Consider the following 16,939-nt stretch of genomic DNA (forward strand, 5'->3'; position numbering starts at 1 on the left):
TCAACTATAAATTAATAAAAATGAAAAAGTTTTATCTTTTGACCATACTTTTTCTGTTTGCGTTTTTTACGAATGCACAGATCAAAGTACAGGGTGTTCTGAGGAATGATATTCCTGGAACGGCGCAGAGCCAGCTTAGAGCAGCGGCTGCTCCATCAATCAGTTTTTCTGATATTAAATATTGGGTAGGAACCGGTACCAATGAAGCTGCTTTTGTGGTACAGTGGAACGACAGTAAAAATCCTGATGCTTTAGTTTGGGGTTTCAGATGGAATGGAACAGCAACAGGTACAGATATGATCAAAGCGATTGCTAAAGCCGATCAAAGACTTTTTACCTTACTTTATCAAGGAACACCACAGGGAACAGCTGTAGGAGGTTTCGGTTTTGATCTTGACGGACAGAATTTACCAGGTCTGTATTATAACGGAAATACATCTGCTCCGCTTCTTCCTGTAAACGGAATCGTTAATACAACAGCATATAATTTTGATGGTTATACTGCGATTGATACTAATGATCACTGGCAATCTGGTTGGGCAACTAACGGATATTGGTCTTACTGGATTAAAAACCCTGCAAATGCTAATTTCGGATATTCAGGAGTAGGAGCATCTTCCCGTGTACTGCAAAATGGATCATGGGATGTATGGAACTTTAATCCATCATTTAGTACAGTTCCGATTTCTTCAACATTGACACCTGTTTCTCCTTATGTGCCGTCCGCTGCTTTAACAAGTGTGATGAACTTAAGATCAACGAACAGACTGAACAATTATACGAATGGATTCTTTATCGTAAACGAAGAATGGTTTGGGCATACCAACGGATCTGTAAACTTTTTAGACAATAACGGAACCACTGAATACAGAGTGTATAGCAGTGCGAACAATAATCACGCTTTCGGAGCAACTACTCAGTACGGAACCATTTATGGAGACAAATTCTACTTTGTTTCAAAGCAGGCAGCTGATGGGGGTGATACTCAATATACTCCTGGAGGAAGACTTGTTGTGGCAAATGCACAGACTATGGAGAAATTAGCTTCATTCAATGATATCGGTGGAGGAGATGGAAGATCATTTGTCGGGGTGAACGAACATAAAGGATATATCGGAGCCTCTAATGGGATTTATGTATTTAATATTGATAATCTGACAGTAGGAAATCTTATCCCAGGAACAGAAGGAACAGATCTTTACAGTGAACAAATTGGAAATATGATTCGTACTTCAAAACACGTATATGCCGTAAAACAAGGAGTAGGGGTTTTAGTCATTGATCCAAATACAGATACTGTAATTCATACGGTTGCTGGAGACTTCGATTCAGTAGTTCAGGCTAAAGACGGAAGTATTTGGGCAATTCAGCAGCAAGCTGTTGTGAATATCAATGCAGCAACATTTGCAACGCAATCTTACAATATCCCCACTTCAAAGTATGCTAGCTCTTGGGGAGCATGGAATGCAGGAAGTCTTGCAGCTAGTAATACCGAAAATGTATTGTATTGGTTCAAAGCAGGTGCTTTTTGGGGATTGGGAAGCGATATTGTAAAATTTGATGTGACTACCAAAGCATTCAATGAAAGCTTTATTACTATACCTGGGCAGCAGGCAGGAGTTAATAAGCAAAGCCCTTATGGTTCAGCTTTGAGAGTAAATCCGCTAACTGGAGAGCTTATTGTAAATACGACTAACAGTCAATATAACAAGAACTGGGTACATACCTATAATACTAGCGGAACGTTAACGAATACAAGATCATTGACTGATTACTACTGGTTCCCGGCATTAACGGTATTCCCTGATAATACAGCTCCAACAGTAAATAATACATTCCCATCACAGGTTACAGTTGGAAATATTACAACTATTGACCTGAAAACGGTAGTTTCCGATACAGACAACTTCAATTCAGCAATTGTAAAATCAATCAAATCAAATAGTAATTCTTCTGTAGTTTCAGCAACGATCAATGCTAATGATGAATTAGTTTTAACTCCACTTAGTGCAGGAACAGCTGACATTGTAATCAAGTTTAACTCTAATGGAAAACTTGTTGAGAAAACACTTACGGTAAACAGTCTTGGTAATACTTTATCAACGGCTGAGGTTAAAAAATTACAATTTAGTATTTATCCAAATCCGGCAACAGATGTAGTTTATATCAAAACATCTGAAAAAATTCTAAATGTATCTATTTATGATGCTTCAGGAAAATTGGTTAATGCTGAATTCAACAATGGACAGGTAAATGTAAATACATTGCCAAAAGGAGTTTATATTCTAAAAGCTACAACTGATAAATCTGTATATCAGCAAAAAATAGTAAAAAAATAATTTTAGCATAGCTAATTTTTGTTTCACTCTTGCCTCGTTCAATTTTTTGGACGAGGTTTTTGTTTGAAAAAAAGGTATTGTTCTAGTAAAGAATGTTTTCTCATACAATCTTCTTTGAGTTTTTGGATAATATTTCTACCCCGAACAGTTCTATTTTTTCTGTAGAAATGACATAAAACAAAAACGGCAGGCTTAAAAAGCCTGCCGTTTTTTCTGGTTGCAATATTCTTATTTAATCATAATCTTTTGAGAATAAGTTTCTCCTTTTTTAGTCTGAAGAGTCATGATGTAAACTCCACTAGGCTGATTCGTCTCAAATGTATTGGATTGTAATTTTGTACGGAAGACTTCTTTTCCTGATGTATTTACCAATGTTACTTCAGAACCTTCTGCCGGAAGACTCTTATCAAGAGTTACCTGTCCATTTTGGCTCGCCACTTTCATGCTGATGAATGGATCTCTATATTGATATCCATAATAAACTCTAAGTTCACCACCTAAACTCAATAAACCTGCATTTACGTTAATTTTAATACGGTCATAAGGGACATTCATTGTAAGTTCAATTTCTCCTTTACTAGGGTCTGTATCTCCAAGTTTAAGAATCTTGTTAGTTAAGTTTTGATAATCATTATTGGAAACATCACCATTGAATGTCTCAATAGAAACACCTCCTAATACCTGAGCATTTAACGGAGTTCCATTAGAACCAATACCAATAACTAGTTTGTTGGTATAAGTACTGTTTGGGAAAATTAATGTTTGTTCAGTACGTGCCAGTAACCCAACGGATACTTGTAATACAGAATAATCATTTTCGTTAGGTCCAATTGCGTTAAGAGGATTTACCACTCCACAACCTATACAAACACCATATACCTGACTGGTTTGAGCATTTGCATAATACTTGGTAATTTGAGCAGAAGACATTGAGCTCATTAAGAACAAAAATAGGGTAGACATAGCAGCTTTTATTGCCCCTTGTCTCACAAATAAATTGGTTTTCATATGTTGAGATTTTAAGATTTTAGTTTTTTGTAAATTTACATATAAAATGATTATGTTGATATATTTATTTCTTTTTTTTGTGATTTATTAATATTTGATTTAAATAAAAAATTATTATTGTTTTATAGTAAATATAGTTCGGTGTTTTTTACCTTTCTATTAAATATAAAAAAGACAACCTTATATAAATATGATTGCCTTTTCTGTTTTTATTAATTACTTAATGATAATCTTCTTAGAATATGTCTTACCGTCTTTAGTTTGGACAGTCATAAAGTAAACTCCCTCAGTCTGATTAGACTCAAAGGTTTTGGATCTTAATGTAGAACGGAAAACTTCTTTTCCTGAAGTATTAGTCAGTGCTATTTCCGCTCCTTCCAAAGGAATATTCGCATCAAGAGTTACTTGTCCTCCCTGGCTATAAGCCGTAATATTAATTAATGGGTCCTGGTAAGCGTAGTAGATTCTGAACCCTCCACCAAGACTTAGCACACCTCCTGTCAAACCAATCCTTATTCCATCGTAAGGTTTTTCAGGTTTGAACTCTACTGTACCTCTGTTTGGAGTAGCTCCCAGTTTAAGCAAACTGACATCAATTGTTCTGCGGTCTTCGTTAGAAGTTCCGCCATTCATAGTTTCAAGAGTTACACCACTTAATAATTGCACAGATAAAGGAATATTGTCTGTTCCGATACCTACTACCAATCTGGTGTTTGCTCTTAGATCAGGAAAAGTCAATGTCTGTTGGATTCCTCCTAGTAATGCAGTTCCTAATATCATAGTTGAATAATCATCCTGATTGTTTCCAATTGCATTCTGAGGATTCTCAACACGGCATCCTAAACATGCTACGCCAAATACTCCAGAACTTTGAGCGTGGGCATAGATCCTGTTCTGTGCGAATGAGATTGTGCCTGCTGAAAATAGAAATAATGCCATTAATGAAGCTTTCAAAGAGAAGCGGCTTCCCAAAAGTAAATTAATTTTCATGTTATTTATTTTTAAATGAATAGTTTTATTCAAATTTAAGGATTAACATGAAAAGGAAAAAATAATATTTCCAAATATGGTGATTTTTATGAAGATTTAATATTGCTCTATTACAAAATAGGGTAAATACATCTTCAAAGATGACCAAAACTTGGTTCGAAAAACGTATTCTTGAATATTTTAGTGTACAAAGAGTAATAGAATTGATATAAGATCTGTACTATAGAAGTAGATAAATAAGGTAAATAGAGGAGGTAATATAAACAAAAAAAGGACTTTTGAAAAAAGTCCTTTTTAGTAGCCCGTAGGGGAATCGAACCCCTCTTACCAGAATGAAAATCTGAGGTCCTAACCGATAGACGAACGGGCCATCTACCTTCCACTATTGAAATAGTGTGTTAGCTTTTGTTTTTATAAGTATCAACTCTTAGTTTGTAGCCCGTAGGGGAATCGAACCCCTCTTACCAGAATGAAAATCTGAGGTCCTAACCGATAGACGAACGGGCCGGTTAGTTTGTGTTAAAGTATTAGCTTTCTACTTTGTTTTTAAAAACCACTGTAAAAATTCAGTGGCTTTTAAAAATTAAGTAGCCCGTAGGGGAATCGAACCCCTCTTACCAGAATGAAAATCTGAGGTCCTAACCGATAGACGAACGGGCCGCTATACTTTTACGCTAATTTATTAACGTGCTTTGTTAATTTGCTTTTTAAGTTAGCCGCTTTGTTTTTGTGGATAATATTTTTCTTAGCTAATTTATCCAATAAAGCGATAACTTTTGGCAGTTGCTCTGTTGCAGCAGCTTTGTTCTCCTCATTTCTTAAGGCTTTCAATGCTGTTCTAGCAGTCTTGTGATAATATCTATTACGAAGTCTTCTAGTTTCGTTCTGTCTGATTCTCTTTAGTGCTGATTTATGATTTGCCATATCGTTCAAATGTGAGTGCAAAAGTATAAACTATTTTTTAAACTACCAAATTTATTTTTGAGAAATTTTAATTTTCTTCTGAAAGGTACTTTCTAAGCTTATCTATTGCTTGTTCTATTTTTAAATTTTCTTGTTCCTTCTCTATTTTTTTGATCGTATTTCCCAACATGATCAGTGCGTTGTTCCATTCTCCAGTAGTATTGGTGAAAGTAAGTTCATCTATTGTTACTTCAAAAGCAACCCTTTCTCCGGTCCTGTAAAGTCTGAAACTTATTTTATCATCCTTGCCTGTAATCCCGCCTTCATTGATTTGTAAATCATAACTTTTTGGGTTAGAGTGGATTTTCTTAAAAAGCAATTGCGCTTCTTGTATCTTTAAATCCGGCATGATATAAAATTTGATAATCTGCAGTTTCCTGCAGACTGGGGGTTATCAATAATATTTTTCATCAGTGTTACCATATTTGTTTGACCAACTATGGTTATAGTTATTAAAAAACTTTTGCAAATATAATGCTTTTGTGAGATATAACGTATAGAGAATGGTTTTTTAGAGAAAAAGTTGTGTTTTTTTTCTTTGAACAATTGTAAGGTGTTCATTACTAATAATTTCTATTTTTTAATTTTTACTTTGGATTTTAAACTTAAGTAGAAATATCATAAAAATAAGGCTAAAGTAGAGCCGCTGATAGATGTTTTATACCAAATTATGTAGCAAGGAAGTTCTTTATAAACTTATAATATTAAAGAGTTATATAGAGTTGATTTTTCTAAAAAACCTAAAATTTGTAGAGAGCATGTTAAATTCCGGAATTAATCTTTTGAAACTTAGCATAACTGTTTTGAAATAAAAAGGAGAAACGATCTGTATCGTTTCTCCTTTTTTGTAGCCTATAGGGGAATCGAACCCCTGTTGCAAGAATGAAAATCTTGAGTCCTGACCACTAGACGAATAGGCCGAATTTTTGAGGTAGCAAAAGTAGAAAAACCTTTTGGAACCTCAAAATTATTTTTTAATTATTTGTAAACTTTTTGAATCACGGTATTTTTAATTCCTTTGGCTTCAACTTCTTTCTGTAACTTCACAGCATCCTCCAAAGTATATACTTTTCCGTAGGTATAATAGAAAACACCACTGTCTTTCTCTCTTTCTACGTCTTTAAGGTTCTGAAGGATGTAAGAATTTCCATTAAGTTTGTCACCAGTATAAACCTCAATAGTGTAATATCCCATACTTATTTTCTGATTAGGCATAAACCCTACAGCAAAAGCATTTCTGAAACCTGCATCCTTAGCAGATTTAAGATTGATATCCTTTACAGAAGCCATATTCGTTACAGCATAATAATACTTGTATTGTCCGTTCTCCTTAATCGTAAGGATGTAGCTAAGTCCTTTTAGTGCCGGATCGTTTTCATTATATTTATTCGGAGAGCTCATCAGTAATATTCTGAAGTCATTTTTCAGAGGTACTTCTGCTGGTTTCTCGGGTTCTGGCTTTCTGACAGCAATGGAGCCACCAGATTTTCTGTCAATTGCTTTTTTATAATCAATAATAGCATTATAAATACTTTCAGAAATTTCATTCTGTCCTTTTTCTGATGCTATATAGTGACTTTCTTCCGGATGGTTAATAAATCCTGTTTCAATAAGTACCGAAGGCATGGCATTCATACGAAGAACGTGAAGGTTCTTCTGGAAAACACCTCTTGAAAATCTTTTATCTTTATTAACGAAGTTACCTTCTACCAATCCTCCTAAAAGAAGACTGGATTCAAGATATTTACTTTGTTGAAGTTTTAATGCAATCAAGGATTCCGGAGAATCAGGATTGTAAGAACCGAAAATCTGTTTATCTTTCTCATCCAAAAAGATTACGTCATTCTCTCTTTTTGCTACCTCAAGATTTTCATTATTCTGGTTGGGTCCCTGTACATAAGTCTCAGTACCATAAGCAGTAGGTCTTGCTGAGGAATTACAGTGAATGGAGACAAAAAGATCTGCTTTACTTCTGTTGGCAAGATTTGTTCTGTCCGATAAAGATGGATATTCATCAATCTTTCGGGTGTAGATTACCTTGAAGTCTCTGTTTTTCTCGAGCATAGCCCCTACTTTTAATGTAATTGCTAATGTAACATCTTTTTCTGCCACTCTTCCAATGTCAGAATAAGTCCTGTTAGCTCCATGATCACTTCCTCCGTGTCCTGCGTCCAGAACGATAGTAAACTTCTTTTGAGAGAAAATAAAGTTGCTGATTAGAATAAGGAGAAATGATAAAATTATTTTAAAATTTTGTTTGTGCATCTTACAGTTATAAAAATTATATTAATTTTGGGCCTTAATTATATAGCATAAAATTGACCAAAACCGTCCTCAAAAATATATTACAAATTTTAATTATCCTAATTTTTAACAATTTTTTAGCACAGAAAACGCCCGAAAAATTGCCTAAAAATGCGGTTAAAGATACTATTTCCAAAAAGGATACCATAGTCGCAAAAAAAGAAACTTTAGATGACGTACTCCGCACTAAAGCAGATGATCAGCGAAGAGATATCCCTAAGAAAATGACGTTCCTTAACAAGAATGCTCAGGTAAAATACCAGGATATGCAGATTGACGCAGATTATATTTCTATTGATGATAATAAAAATCTGATCTACGCTCGTGGTAAACAAGACTCTTTAGGAAAGATTATAGAACCTGTAATCACTACTCAGGCAGGGAAAAAGTACGAAACCAACGAGTTTAGTTATAATACAAAAACAAAACAGGCAATCGCTTTCAATGCAAGAACAGAAGAAAGTGAGGGGGTAATCATCGCTCAGAAAACTAAAAAGTATAATGATACCGTTTTTGCAATGAGAAACGCAGATTATACTACCGATGATTATTTCATTAAGAAAAAAGATACTGCTGCCGACTACTTTATGAGAGCTTATTATATCAAGCTTATTAAAACCAAAAAGAAATCTCAGATTGTTACCGGTCCTATTCAAATGTATATAGAGAAGGTTCCTACTCCTTTATATCTTCCGTTTGCGATTTTACCATTTTCAGACAAAAGAGCAGCCGGGATTCTTATACCAAGTTTTGGAGAAAGAGAAGATGTAGGTTTCTTCCTGAATGGAATTGGATACTATCAGCCGATAGGTGAGCACTTTGATCTTAAAGTTCTGGCAGATATTTATACCAAAGGTAGCTGGAACGTACGCCCCCAAATGAATTATCAGAAAAAGTACCGTTATTCAGGAACTTTTAATGCTGATATCGGAACAATGGTAAGAGGGATCAAAGGATTGGATGATTACAGTAGAAACAGTACGTATAGAATCAACTGGAGCCACTCGCAGGATTCTAAAGCGAATCCTTTCCTTACGTTTAGTGCTTCGGTAGATGTTGTAAGTACAAAGTTTTATAACAACCCGCTTAACAACAATTATATTTTCAATCAAAACGTTCTGAATACTCAACAGAATTCAACGGTAACACTTACTAAGAGGTTTTTAAAGCTTCCGGTAACTATTACAGGGACGGCTTCATATTCTCAAAACTTTGCAACTGGATTCGCAGATCTTCGTTTGCCACAAATGAACGTTGCTATTAACCAATTTTACCTGTTTAAATCAAAAACTGGGGTAAGACAAGGTCTTATTGAAAATATTACGGTAAATACAGGCTTTAACCTTACCAACTTTGTAAATACTCAAGAGAACGAATTATTCAAAAAAGAGATGTGGGACAAAATGCAGACAGGGCTTAAAAATAATATCTCCCTGGCTACAAATACCACATTGGCAAAATATTTTACTTTTAGTTTAAGTGCTAATATTGACAATGCTTTAACTACAAAAACGCTGAACAGATATTATGATCCTGTGAAAAACGTTACCGTAGATGAAATCAATAAAAACCTTACTGGTTTTTCTACATTTACGACTACCGCAAGTCTTCAGACAACATTGTATGGTATGATGAAATTTAAGAAAGGATCAATAGTGGAAGCGGTAAGACATATGGTGACACCAAGTCTTGGATTTAGCTATTCTCCGGATTTCTCAAGCCCAGGTTTTGGATATTACAGAAACTACTATAATGCAAACGGAGCGCTTACACCTTATTCAATTTTTGAAAAAGGGATTGTAGGAAGCCCATCAATAGGACCTGTTGGAGCATTAAACTTCAGTATCGGAAACAATATTGAAATGAAGGTAAAATCCAAGAGCGATTCTACCGGAGTGAAAAAGGTGAAGATTTTTGAGTCTTTAAATATTACAGGAGGTTATAACTTTGCAGCTAAAGACCATCCTTGGTCTTTGTTCAGTATTAACGGACAGTCTTCTTTCTTTAATAGTAAACTTACCGTAAATACGAGTCTTACTCTTGAACCTTATAAGATTGCATTTAATCCAGGAGAAACTACAGGAATCAGAACGGAGCAGTTCGGGCATTTCAGTGTGCAGGGATTCAATGTGCAGCTTTCATATCCGTTAAGCAGTGAGATCTTTGGAGAAAAGACCGATTATGCTAAAAAATACTCTTCGAAAGGAGAGGTGAGGAATGAAAATTATTATTTTGATGATGATAATTATGCTCGTTTTGATCAGTCATGGACATTAAATGTAAACGCAAACTATGCTTATTCAAAAGGATTAAACAGGTTTGGAAGCAAAATTGCATCAATAGGACTTGACGGAAGTATTAAGCTGACTCCTTACTGGAATATCAACGGAAGTACGCATTATGACCTGGTGACTAAAGAACTTGCATACACAAGGATTGGTTTCTCAAGAGATCAGCGAAGTTTTACAATCAATTTTAACTGGGTTCCATTCGGGCAGTATAAAGTTTATGACTTCTTTATCGGTATCAAAGCCAATATCTTAAGTGATGCGCTTAAGTATAAAGACAGAAGCTTTACCCAGCCTAATGCACCTTTCTAATATCAGATTGGCATTTGTGAATATAAATTTTATATTTGCAACCAAAATAAATTTTAATGAAATTCCCATTGGATATCTTTTTTAAAAGTAAATAATGGCGATTTTATGCATAAAAAATAAATATCCGCATATGAAACAAATAATCAACACGGTGAATGCACCAGCAGCTATCGGACCTTATTCACAAGCTAATATGGCAAACGGAGTTTTGTATATCTCTGGACAGATTCCTGTAGATCCGGCAACGGGTAAGCTGGTAGAAGGAATTGAAAAAGAAACGCACCAGGTAATGAAAAATCTTGAGGCAATTCTTACTGAAGCCGGAATGACGTTTAAAAACGTTGTAAAAGCAACAATTTTCCTTAAAAGTATGGATGACTTTGCTGTAATGAATGATATTTATGCTTCTTATTTAGATGCGGAAAGCTATCCTGCACGTGAAACAGTACAGGTTTCTTGCCTCCCTAAAAATGTGGATATCGAAATTTCTATGATCGCACATCAGGATTAATGAATTTTATAAGAAATACAATTGCGGTGTTAGTGGGTCTTGGTATTGCAGGGCTTATCATTACCCTTGGTATCAGGGTGTTTCCGCAATGGGTTACTTTCGAGGCTTTTGCTCCTTTTGAGCATTGGCAGAGGTTTCTTTTCAGTATGAAAGATGATAAGGCGTTTTTTGGCTTCCTTTTGTTTATTTCCGGACTAGGAACTACCATTGGAGGAGTTGCGACTGCTATCATCGTTAAATATGCCAAAGTTGCCTATGCTATTCTGATTGGTTTTATTATGCTTTTTATCGCAATGTTGGATGTGATTATATTTCCTTATCATCCTACATTCTATAAGATCTCGATCTTTCTTACCTTTTTTCCGTTTTCATGGATTGGCGGTAAGATTGTAGAAGTGATTTACGAACGTAATAAGAAGAAAGAGATTTCAGAGAAAGTAAATAAATCTAAATAGCCAGAGTTCGGGTAAAAGGAATTTATAGTTTCGCACCGATGGTCAATAAATAATTAAAAACCGCTGCAAATATTTGCAGCGGTTTTCTTTGTGATATGAAAATAACTATTGTTTAGTCTTGATTAAGGCATTTTAAATCCTTTTGTATACATTCTTCCGTAATCATCCACAAATTTCACCTGTACATTACCTTGATATTTACTCAAGATGCTTTCGATGTCTTTTTGTGAATTTACAGGCTTACCGTTTACTTCAATGATGATGTAGTTGTCTACAATTCCGATCTTAGCCATTTCGCCTCCTTCAGATACATTTTTAGTAACCACTCCGCTGTTCAATCCGTATTCTGTTTTGAATCTTTCGTTAAGAGGATCAAATTCAGCTCCGATTTTTTCTGTTACGCTAAGGTCTGCTTTAGTTCTGGTAGAAGTACCTCCTTTCTGGTCTCTTAAAGTTACACTAGTTGTAGCTTCTTTACCATTTCTTGAATAAGTTACCTGAACTTTATCACCAGGACGTTTGCTGCCAATTGACATAGATAGATCAGCGAAATCAGTGATGTCGTAGTTATCTATTTTCGTAATGATATCTCCTTTTTTCAATCCAGCATCTTCCGCACCACTATTATCTCCAAATCCTGTTACATATACTCCGCTACCTGACTTAATTGTAGTTTTGTACTGTTTGTTGTAAGCCTGAACCTGTTGATCGTTTGAAAGATCTAGCGATGAAACCCCTAGGAATCCTCTTTGTACGATACCAAATTTCTTAATATCCTCAACGATTTTTCTTGCTAAGTTTGATGGAACGGCAAATCCGTATCCCTGATAATATCCTGTTGTAGATTGGATCGCAGAGTTGATACCGATAAGTTCACCGTTAGTATTTACCAGTGCGCCACCAGAGTTACCCGGGTTAATAGCAGCATCCGTCTGAATAAAACTTTCAATTGGGTTACTTGCTTTCCCCTGGCTTCCTAAAATACCGATTCCTCTTCCTTTAGCAGAAACAATACCTGCTGTTACGGTAGAGTTTAATCCCAATGGGTTTCCTACGGCAAGTACCCATTGCCCAACATCAATATTGTCAGAGTTAGCAAAATTCAAGTAAGGAAGTCCTTTTTCTTCAATCTTTAATAAGGAAATGTCCGTATTCGGGTCAGTTCCTACTAAAGTTGCGATATATGATTTTTTATTGCTTAGTACAACTTCAAGCTTGTTTGCACCAGCCACTACGTGGTTGTTTGAGATAATATAGCCATCAGGAGAGATGATGACACCAGAACCCATTCCTGAAGGCATATTTTCTGGAGCCTGTTGCTTTTGCCTTTGTTGTCCTCTTCCTCCAAATGGATCTCCAAAGAAGAAATCAAATAGATCCTGCTCAGAGGCTCTGCTTGAGGTTCTGCTTTGATAGTTTTTAATAGTAACTACAGCCGGAACGGTTGTCTTAGCTGCCTTTACAAAGTCATCGCCTACTGCTCCAGTATTCATTCCTGCAAATGATGCTGTAGGGGCTGCTGTTGTGAAATAAGATTGATCTCCATTATTAGAGCCATGTCCAAAATATTGTATAGCTCCAACGGTAGTAGCTCCTGAGATTACTCCGACTACTGCAAATGGTAATAGTTTTTTTAAAGTACTCTTCATTGTATATCTTTCTTGTTTATTAATTAATTTCTAATTATTGTTTTTGAGTAAACAAATTTAATGTTAAATAAGTAAGCAATTAGTATGCTATGTTTCAATTTTAACTAAAATTTAACGGGTATTATGTCATTTTATGCATTATGTCATAATTGTTAATGCCAGAGTTAACAAAAATTAAAAAAATATTAAAGGAAATGTGACGGAATATCACTTTGTACTCATACAATCACGAAGTATAATAATATGAAAAAAGTATGACTTACCGAAGCTGTAATTACTCATTGTGTAACATTTATTAAAAATGACTATCTTTGCAAAAATATTTTTCTCACTTAAAACGTTTATAGCATGCAACTGTATAACACCTTAAGCGCAGAAGAAAGAGCTAAACTTATTGATGAAGCTGGTAAGGATCGCCTTACATTGTCTTTCTATGCGTACGCCAAAATTGAAGATCCCCAAAAATTTCGTGACGACTTATTTATAGCCTGGAATGCCCTTGATGCATTAGGTCGTATCTATGTTGCCCATGAAGGAATAAATGCTCAGATGAGTGTTCCTGCAGATCAGTTTGAGGCTTTTCGTGATACGCTGGAAGTATATGACTTTATGAAAGGAATCCGTTTAAATGTAGCAGTAGATCAAGACAATTATTCCTTTTTAAAACTTACGATTAAAGTAAGAAATAAAATTGTAGCTGATGGTCTGAATGATGATACTTTCGATGTTACTAACAAAGGAATTCACTTAAAAGCACAGGAATTCAACAATATGCTTGATGACCCGAACACAATTGTGGTGGATTTCAGAAACCACTATGAAAGTGAAGTCGGTCATTTTGAAGGAGCGATTACTCCGGATGTTGAAAACTTCAGAGAAAGTTTACCAATTATCAATGAACAATTACAGGATTTTAAAGAAGATAAAAACCTTTTGATGTATTGTACAGGAGGAATTCGTTGTGAAAAGGCGAGTGCTTACTTCAAACATCAGGGTTTCAAGAATGTTTATCAGTTGGAAGGCGGAATTATTGAGTATACACGCCAGATAAGAGAAGAGAATATTGAAAGTAAATTCATTGGGAAGAACTTTGTATTTGACCATAGGTTAGGAGAAAGAATTACAGATGATATTATTTCTCAATGTCACCAATGTGGAAAACCTTGTGATAATCATACCAACTGTGCTAACGATGCCTGCCATTTGCTATTCATCCAGTGTGATGAATGTAAGGCTGCTATGGAAAACACTTGTTCTACTGAATGTCTGGAAACTATTCATATGCCTTGGGAAGAGCAGGTGAAGCTTAGAAAAGGGCTACAAGTTGGAAATAAAGTTTTCAGAAAAGGTAAATCTGATGCTTTGAAATTTAAAAATTCAGGAGACTTATCTACTCAACCTTTAGCAAAGGCTGAAACGAAGAATATCAGACAGAAAATTGCTGTTAAGAAAGTATTGGTTGGAAAAGCTGAGCACTATTACTCAAAATCAAAAATCGGACAGTTTTTAATTGAAAATCAAGACTTGTCAATTGGAGATAAAGTTTTAGTTTCAGGACCTACAACTGGTGAACAAGAGCTTAGAATTACTGAGATTTTTGCCAATGGAGGTCCTTGTGAAACAGCAAAAAAAGGAGATCAGATTACTTTTGAGATTCCGTTCAGAATTCGTTTGTCTGACAAATTATACAAAATTCTAGAAGCATAAAAGCATACATTGAGATGTTAAAAGCTGAACTTAGAAAAAAATATATGCAAAAAAGAAAAGCCTTATCTACTGATGAGGCTTTTTTGCTATCTGAAAAGATTTTTGAAAATTTTATAGAGTATTTCAATCCTAAAGAAGGTCAGACAGTGCATATTTTCCTTCCTATTTTGACTAAAAAGGAAATTGATACCCAAATCTTCATTAATTATTTTTTCAAGCATAATATCCGCGTTTTTGTGCCTAAAGTTGTTGGTGATGAACTAGTTAATATTGAAATTTTTAAGGATACAGCTTTTGAAACAAGTCAATGGGGGATTTCTGAACCGGTTTCTAATAAGGATTCTGGAGAGGTTTGTTATGATTATATTATCACGCCGCTTTTATATTGTGATAAAAAAGGAAACAGAGTAGGGTATGGAAAAGGTTTTTATGACGGGCTTTTTCAAAGTATTTTCCCAGAGACAAAAAAAATCGGAGTCAATTATTTTGACCCCGATGAATGTATCGATGATGTCTGGGAAAACGATGTTCCTCTGGACTATTTGGTTACTTCTACAGAAGTACTGTCTTTCTTAAGTGGTTTTGAATAGAAGTCTAAGAAATAGAATTTGAATTCTTTTTTCAGTTTGGATGTTGACAATAATATATACTGTGCGTTTTTCTCAAAGCTTCCCAAAGATTTATTCTTATCGTCAAAATATTCTACATTGAATTTGGCGTAATCTAAAGTATCTTTCTTATAGAATTCTTTATAAACGTTAAGTGAATTTACCTTAGCAGCTTTTACTTTCATGCTGTCCAGTTCTTTAAACATTCTTTTAAAGGTCAAAGAATCCGGTTTGTGAAAATAGCTTTCCATTTGGGAATAAATAAAGCTGTCTACCTCAGTATTTCTGTTGCCGCTTACATAAAGTGTAGAAAGATCAAGAAGCTCCTGAACTTTTTGCTTGGTAATAGAGTTGATAGCCTGCATGCTATCCATTTGTACAGCCGGATAGCTTTTTGTGTTGTTGCTGTTTCTAAGTTTATCTAAATCACTAGCTTCTGTCTTTTTATTACAGGCAAAAAATAAAGTCAGAAGTATAGAGAGGAGTAAAAAATTATTTATTTTTTTCATCTGTAGTTGCAATTTTGAATTTAATGGATACGATCTTACCGTTGTCTTTTTTCATTTCTATTACATTCAGATTTTTGAGGGATGTAGTAGGGGTTGTAACGAGGGTGATATACTTTTGTTTGTCTATTTTTTCAATACCATAAGTGTTGTTGTCATACACCTGATAGATAACCGCATTATTACTGATTAAGTTTTCCAGCTGATTTCTTTTCTGCTTAATAAGGGCTACCTGCTCTTCTGAATTTCCTGTAATATCTTTTCTGGAGAAATAATAAGCAGCCATCTTATAATCATCCGGTTTAAGCTCAATTTTTTCTTCTGCTGGTGCGTTCTCAAGGTTTCTGTTGACTTCCAGCGGTTCATAAAATGCGGCACTGATCTTCATTTTAAGGTTCTTATCCTTGGTGGAATACGAAAAACACTCACCTGGTTTTATTTTATACATCAAAGGAGATTCGTTTTCCTTGATTACCATTATGTCTAATGTGTTAATCACAGAAACACCTCTGTCCTTATCGATAAAGCAATACGTGTAAGTTTTTGAAAAAAGTACGTCTTTAAATCCTAACAAACCTGTTATTGCAATTAAAACGGAAGTAATAAGTGCCCAAGCATTCTTTTTGAAGAAATTTTTCTTAGTTGGAATTGTTGAAATTTCAACTTCATTAGTTGTTGTTGGTTTTTTATTAACGTCTTGGTTTTCAGTGTTTGTTTTTTGTAAATCAACGTTTGTGGGAGTCTGGATTTCAACTTTTTTAGGCTGAATTTCAGTTTTTGGAAGTTCAGGAGTTTCAGAAACTGTTTTTTCCAATTCATTGATCTCTTCTTCTTCCAGATTTTCATTTTCCAATAATAATTCTCCGGCAAAAAGATGCTGCTTCTTGAATTCGTACCATGAGTCGTAACCTGCATAAATACTCAATAAATTAAGCATGTCGATTCTTGGTAATTTGGTAACCGGTGAGTTTTTGAAATACGTGTAAAATGATTTTTCGCTGATGTTACCTTTCGCTTTTTTGCGTAGGTCTTCCTGAAAATATATGATATCTATACCCTTCCACTTGGATATGTCATCCTGCGAAGGGGTATATTCTTTTAAATATTGACCTTGGACATCCTTTTTTAGCTGTTCAAAGTGTAATAGATCTAAATCTGTCAATTTTTTTTAAAATAATTAAATTGTTGATTATCAGTTATGTTTTTTTGTAAAACTATTTTACAAAGGTATTACAATTATTTTTCATAGACAAATTTTCTAACTGCTATACCTTTGTCTTGTTCAAATAACAGAACAGA

The 16,939-nt window shown here is 34.7% G+C and carries 14 protein-coding genes and 4 tRNA genes; 6 read left to right on the top strand and 12 right to left on the bottom strand.

Annotation, left to right across the window (positions count from 1 at the left end; translation table 11 throughout):
* Window positions 1-20: 20 nt before the first annotated feature.
* On the top strand, window positions 21-2,339 hold the full coding sequence (locus BBI01_RS17225; RefSeq protein WP_065395875.1) for a DUF5074 domain-containing protein: 2,319 nt from the start codon (window positions 21-23) through the stop codon (window positions 2,337-2,339).
* Window positions 2,340-2,567: 228 nt separating this feature from the next.
* Here BBI01_RS17225 and BBI01_RS17230 read toward each other — a convergent pair whose 3' ends face one another.
* From BBI01_RS17230 to BBI01_RS17270, 9 genes are all read right to left on the bottom strand, one after another.
* On the bottom strand, window positions 2,568-3,347 hold the full coding sequence (locus BBI01_RS17230; protein ID WP_065395876.1) for a T9SS type A sorting domain-containing protein: 780 nt from the start codon (window positions 3,345-3,347) through the stop codon (window positions 2,568-2,570).
* 216 nt (window positions 3,348-3,563) lie between these two features.
* On the bottom strand, window positions 3,564-4,337 hold the full coding sequence (locus BBI01_RS17235; RefSeq protein ID WP_065395877.1) for a T9SS type A sorting domain-containing protein: 774 nt from the start codon (window positions 4,335-4,337) through the stop codon (window positions 3,564-3,566).
* Window positions 4,338-4,635: 298 nt separating this feature from the next.
* Window positions 4,636-4,707, bottom strand: a tRNA-Glu gene (locus tag BBI01_RS17240).
* A 65-nt stretch (window positions 4,708-4,772) separates the two neighbouring features.
* Window positions 4,773-4,844 (bottom strand) — tRNA-Glu (locus BBI01_RS17245).
* Window positions 4,845-4,925: 81 nt separating this feature from the next.
* A tRNA-Glu gene (locus BBI01_RS17250) sits at window positions 4,926-4,997 on the bottom strand.
* Between the two features lie 9 nt (window positions 4,998-5,006).
* Window positions 5,007-5,261, bottom strand: a complete 255-nt coding sequence (gene rpsT, locus BBI01_RS17255; protein WP_002983073.1) for a 30S ribosomal protein S20 — start codon at window positions 5,259-5,261, stop codon at window positions 5,007-5,009.
* Window positions 5,262-5,328: 67 nt separating this feature from the next.
* Window positions 5,329-5,649: a hypothetical protein gene (locus BBI01_RS17260; RefSeq protein ID WP_065395878.1), complete on the bottom strand. Its 321-nt coding sequence runs from the start codon at window positions 5,647-5,649 to the stop codon at window positions 5,329-5,331.
* Window positions 5,650-6,148: 499 nt separating this feature from the next.
* Window positions 6,149-6,220 (bottom strand) — tRNA-Glu (locus tag BBI01_RS17265).
* Window positions 6,221-6,278: 58 nt separating this feature from the next.
* On the bottom strand, window positions 6,279-7,565 hold the full coding sequence (locus BBI01_RS17270) for an N-acetylmuramoyl-L-alanine amidase family protein (RefSeq protein WP_065395879.1): 1,287 nt from the start codon (window positions 7,563-7,565) through the stop codon (window positions 6,279-6,281).
* Between the two features lie 53 nt (window positions 7,566-7,618).
* Here BBI01_RS17270 and BBI01_RS17275 point away from each other — a divergent pair, with 53 nt between their 5' ends.
* From BBI01_RS17275 to BBI01_RS17285, 3 genes are all read left to right on the top strand, one after another.
* On the top strand, window positions 7,619-10,204 hold the full coding sequence (locus BBI01_RS17275; protein ID WP_065395880.1) for a putative LPS assembly protein LptD: 2,586 nt from the start codon (window positions 7,619-7,621) through the stop codon (window positions 10,202-10,204).
* Window positions 10,205-10,334: 130 nt separating this feature from the next.
* Complete coding sequence (locus BBI01_RS17280) at window positions 10,335-10,715, top strand: RidA family protein (protein WP_045491236.1); 381 nt, start codon at window positions 10,335-10,337, stop codon at window positions 10,713-10,715.
* Entirely contained in the window at window positions 10,715-11,170 is a 456-nt protein-coding gene (locus BBI01_RS17285; RefSeq protein WP_065395881.1) for a hypothetical protein, read from the top strand. Before BBI01_RS17280 ends, BBI01_RS17285 begins: the two co-directional genes overlap by 1 nt.
* Before the next feature lie 122 nt (window positions 11,171-11,292).
* On the opposite strand, the gene BBI01_RS17290 is transcribed toward BBI01_RS17285, so the two are convergent.
* Window positions 11,293-12,819, bottom strand: a complete 1,527-nt coding sequence (locus tag BBI01_RS17290) for a trypsin-like peptidase domain-containing protein (protein WP_065395882.1) — start codon at window positions 12,817-12,819, stop codon at window positions 11,293-11,295.
* A gap of 348 nt (window positions 12,820-13,167) precedes the next feature.
* On the opposite strand from BBI01_RS17290, the gene trhO reads away from it, so the two are divergent.
* Together trhO and BBI01_RS17300 are read left to right on the top strand one after the other, a co-directional pair.
* Window positions 13,168-14,526, top strand: a complete 1,359-nt coding sequence (trhO, locus tag BBI01_RS17295; protein ID WP_065395883.1) for an oxygen-dependent tRNA uridine(34) hydroxylase TrhO — start codon at window positions 13,168-13,170, stop codon at window positions 14,524-14,526.
* 14 nt (window positions 14,527-14,540) lie between these two features.
* Complete coding sequence (locus BBI01_RS17300) at window positions 14,541-15,116, top strand: 5-formyltetrahydrofolate cyclo-ligase (RefSeq protein ID WP_065395884.1); 576 nt, start codon at window positions 14,541-14,543, stop codon at window positions 15,114-15,116.
* On the opposite strand, the gene BBI01_RS17305 is transcribed toward BBI01_RS17300, so the two are convergent.
* Window positions 15,065-15,643 (bottom strand): hypothetical protein, encoded by a 579-nt coding sequence (locus BBI01_RS17305; RefSeq protein WP_065395885.1) that lies wholly within the window; start codon window positions 15,641-15,643, stop codon window positions 15,065-15,067. The genes BBI01_RS17300 and BBI01_RS17305 overlap by 52 nt on opposite strands.
* Entirely contained in the window at window positions 15,627-16,802 is a 1,176-nt protein-coding gene (locus BBI01_RS17310; protein WP_065395886.1) for a hypothetical protein, read from the bottom strand. Before BBI01_RS17310 ends, BBI01_RS17305 begins: the two co-directional genes overlap by 17 nt.
* Window positions 16,803-16,939 lie beyond the last annotated feature (137 nt).

The sequence above is a fragment of the Chryseobacterium artocarpi genome (assembly GCF_001684975.1).
In the GTDB taxonomy this organism is placed as follows: domain Bacteria; phylum Bacteroidota; class Bacteroidia; order Flavobacteriales; family Weeksellaceae; genus Chryseobacterium; species Chryseobacterium artocarpi.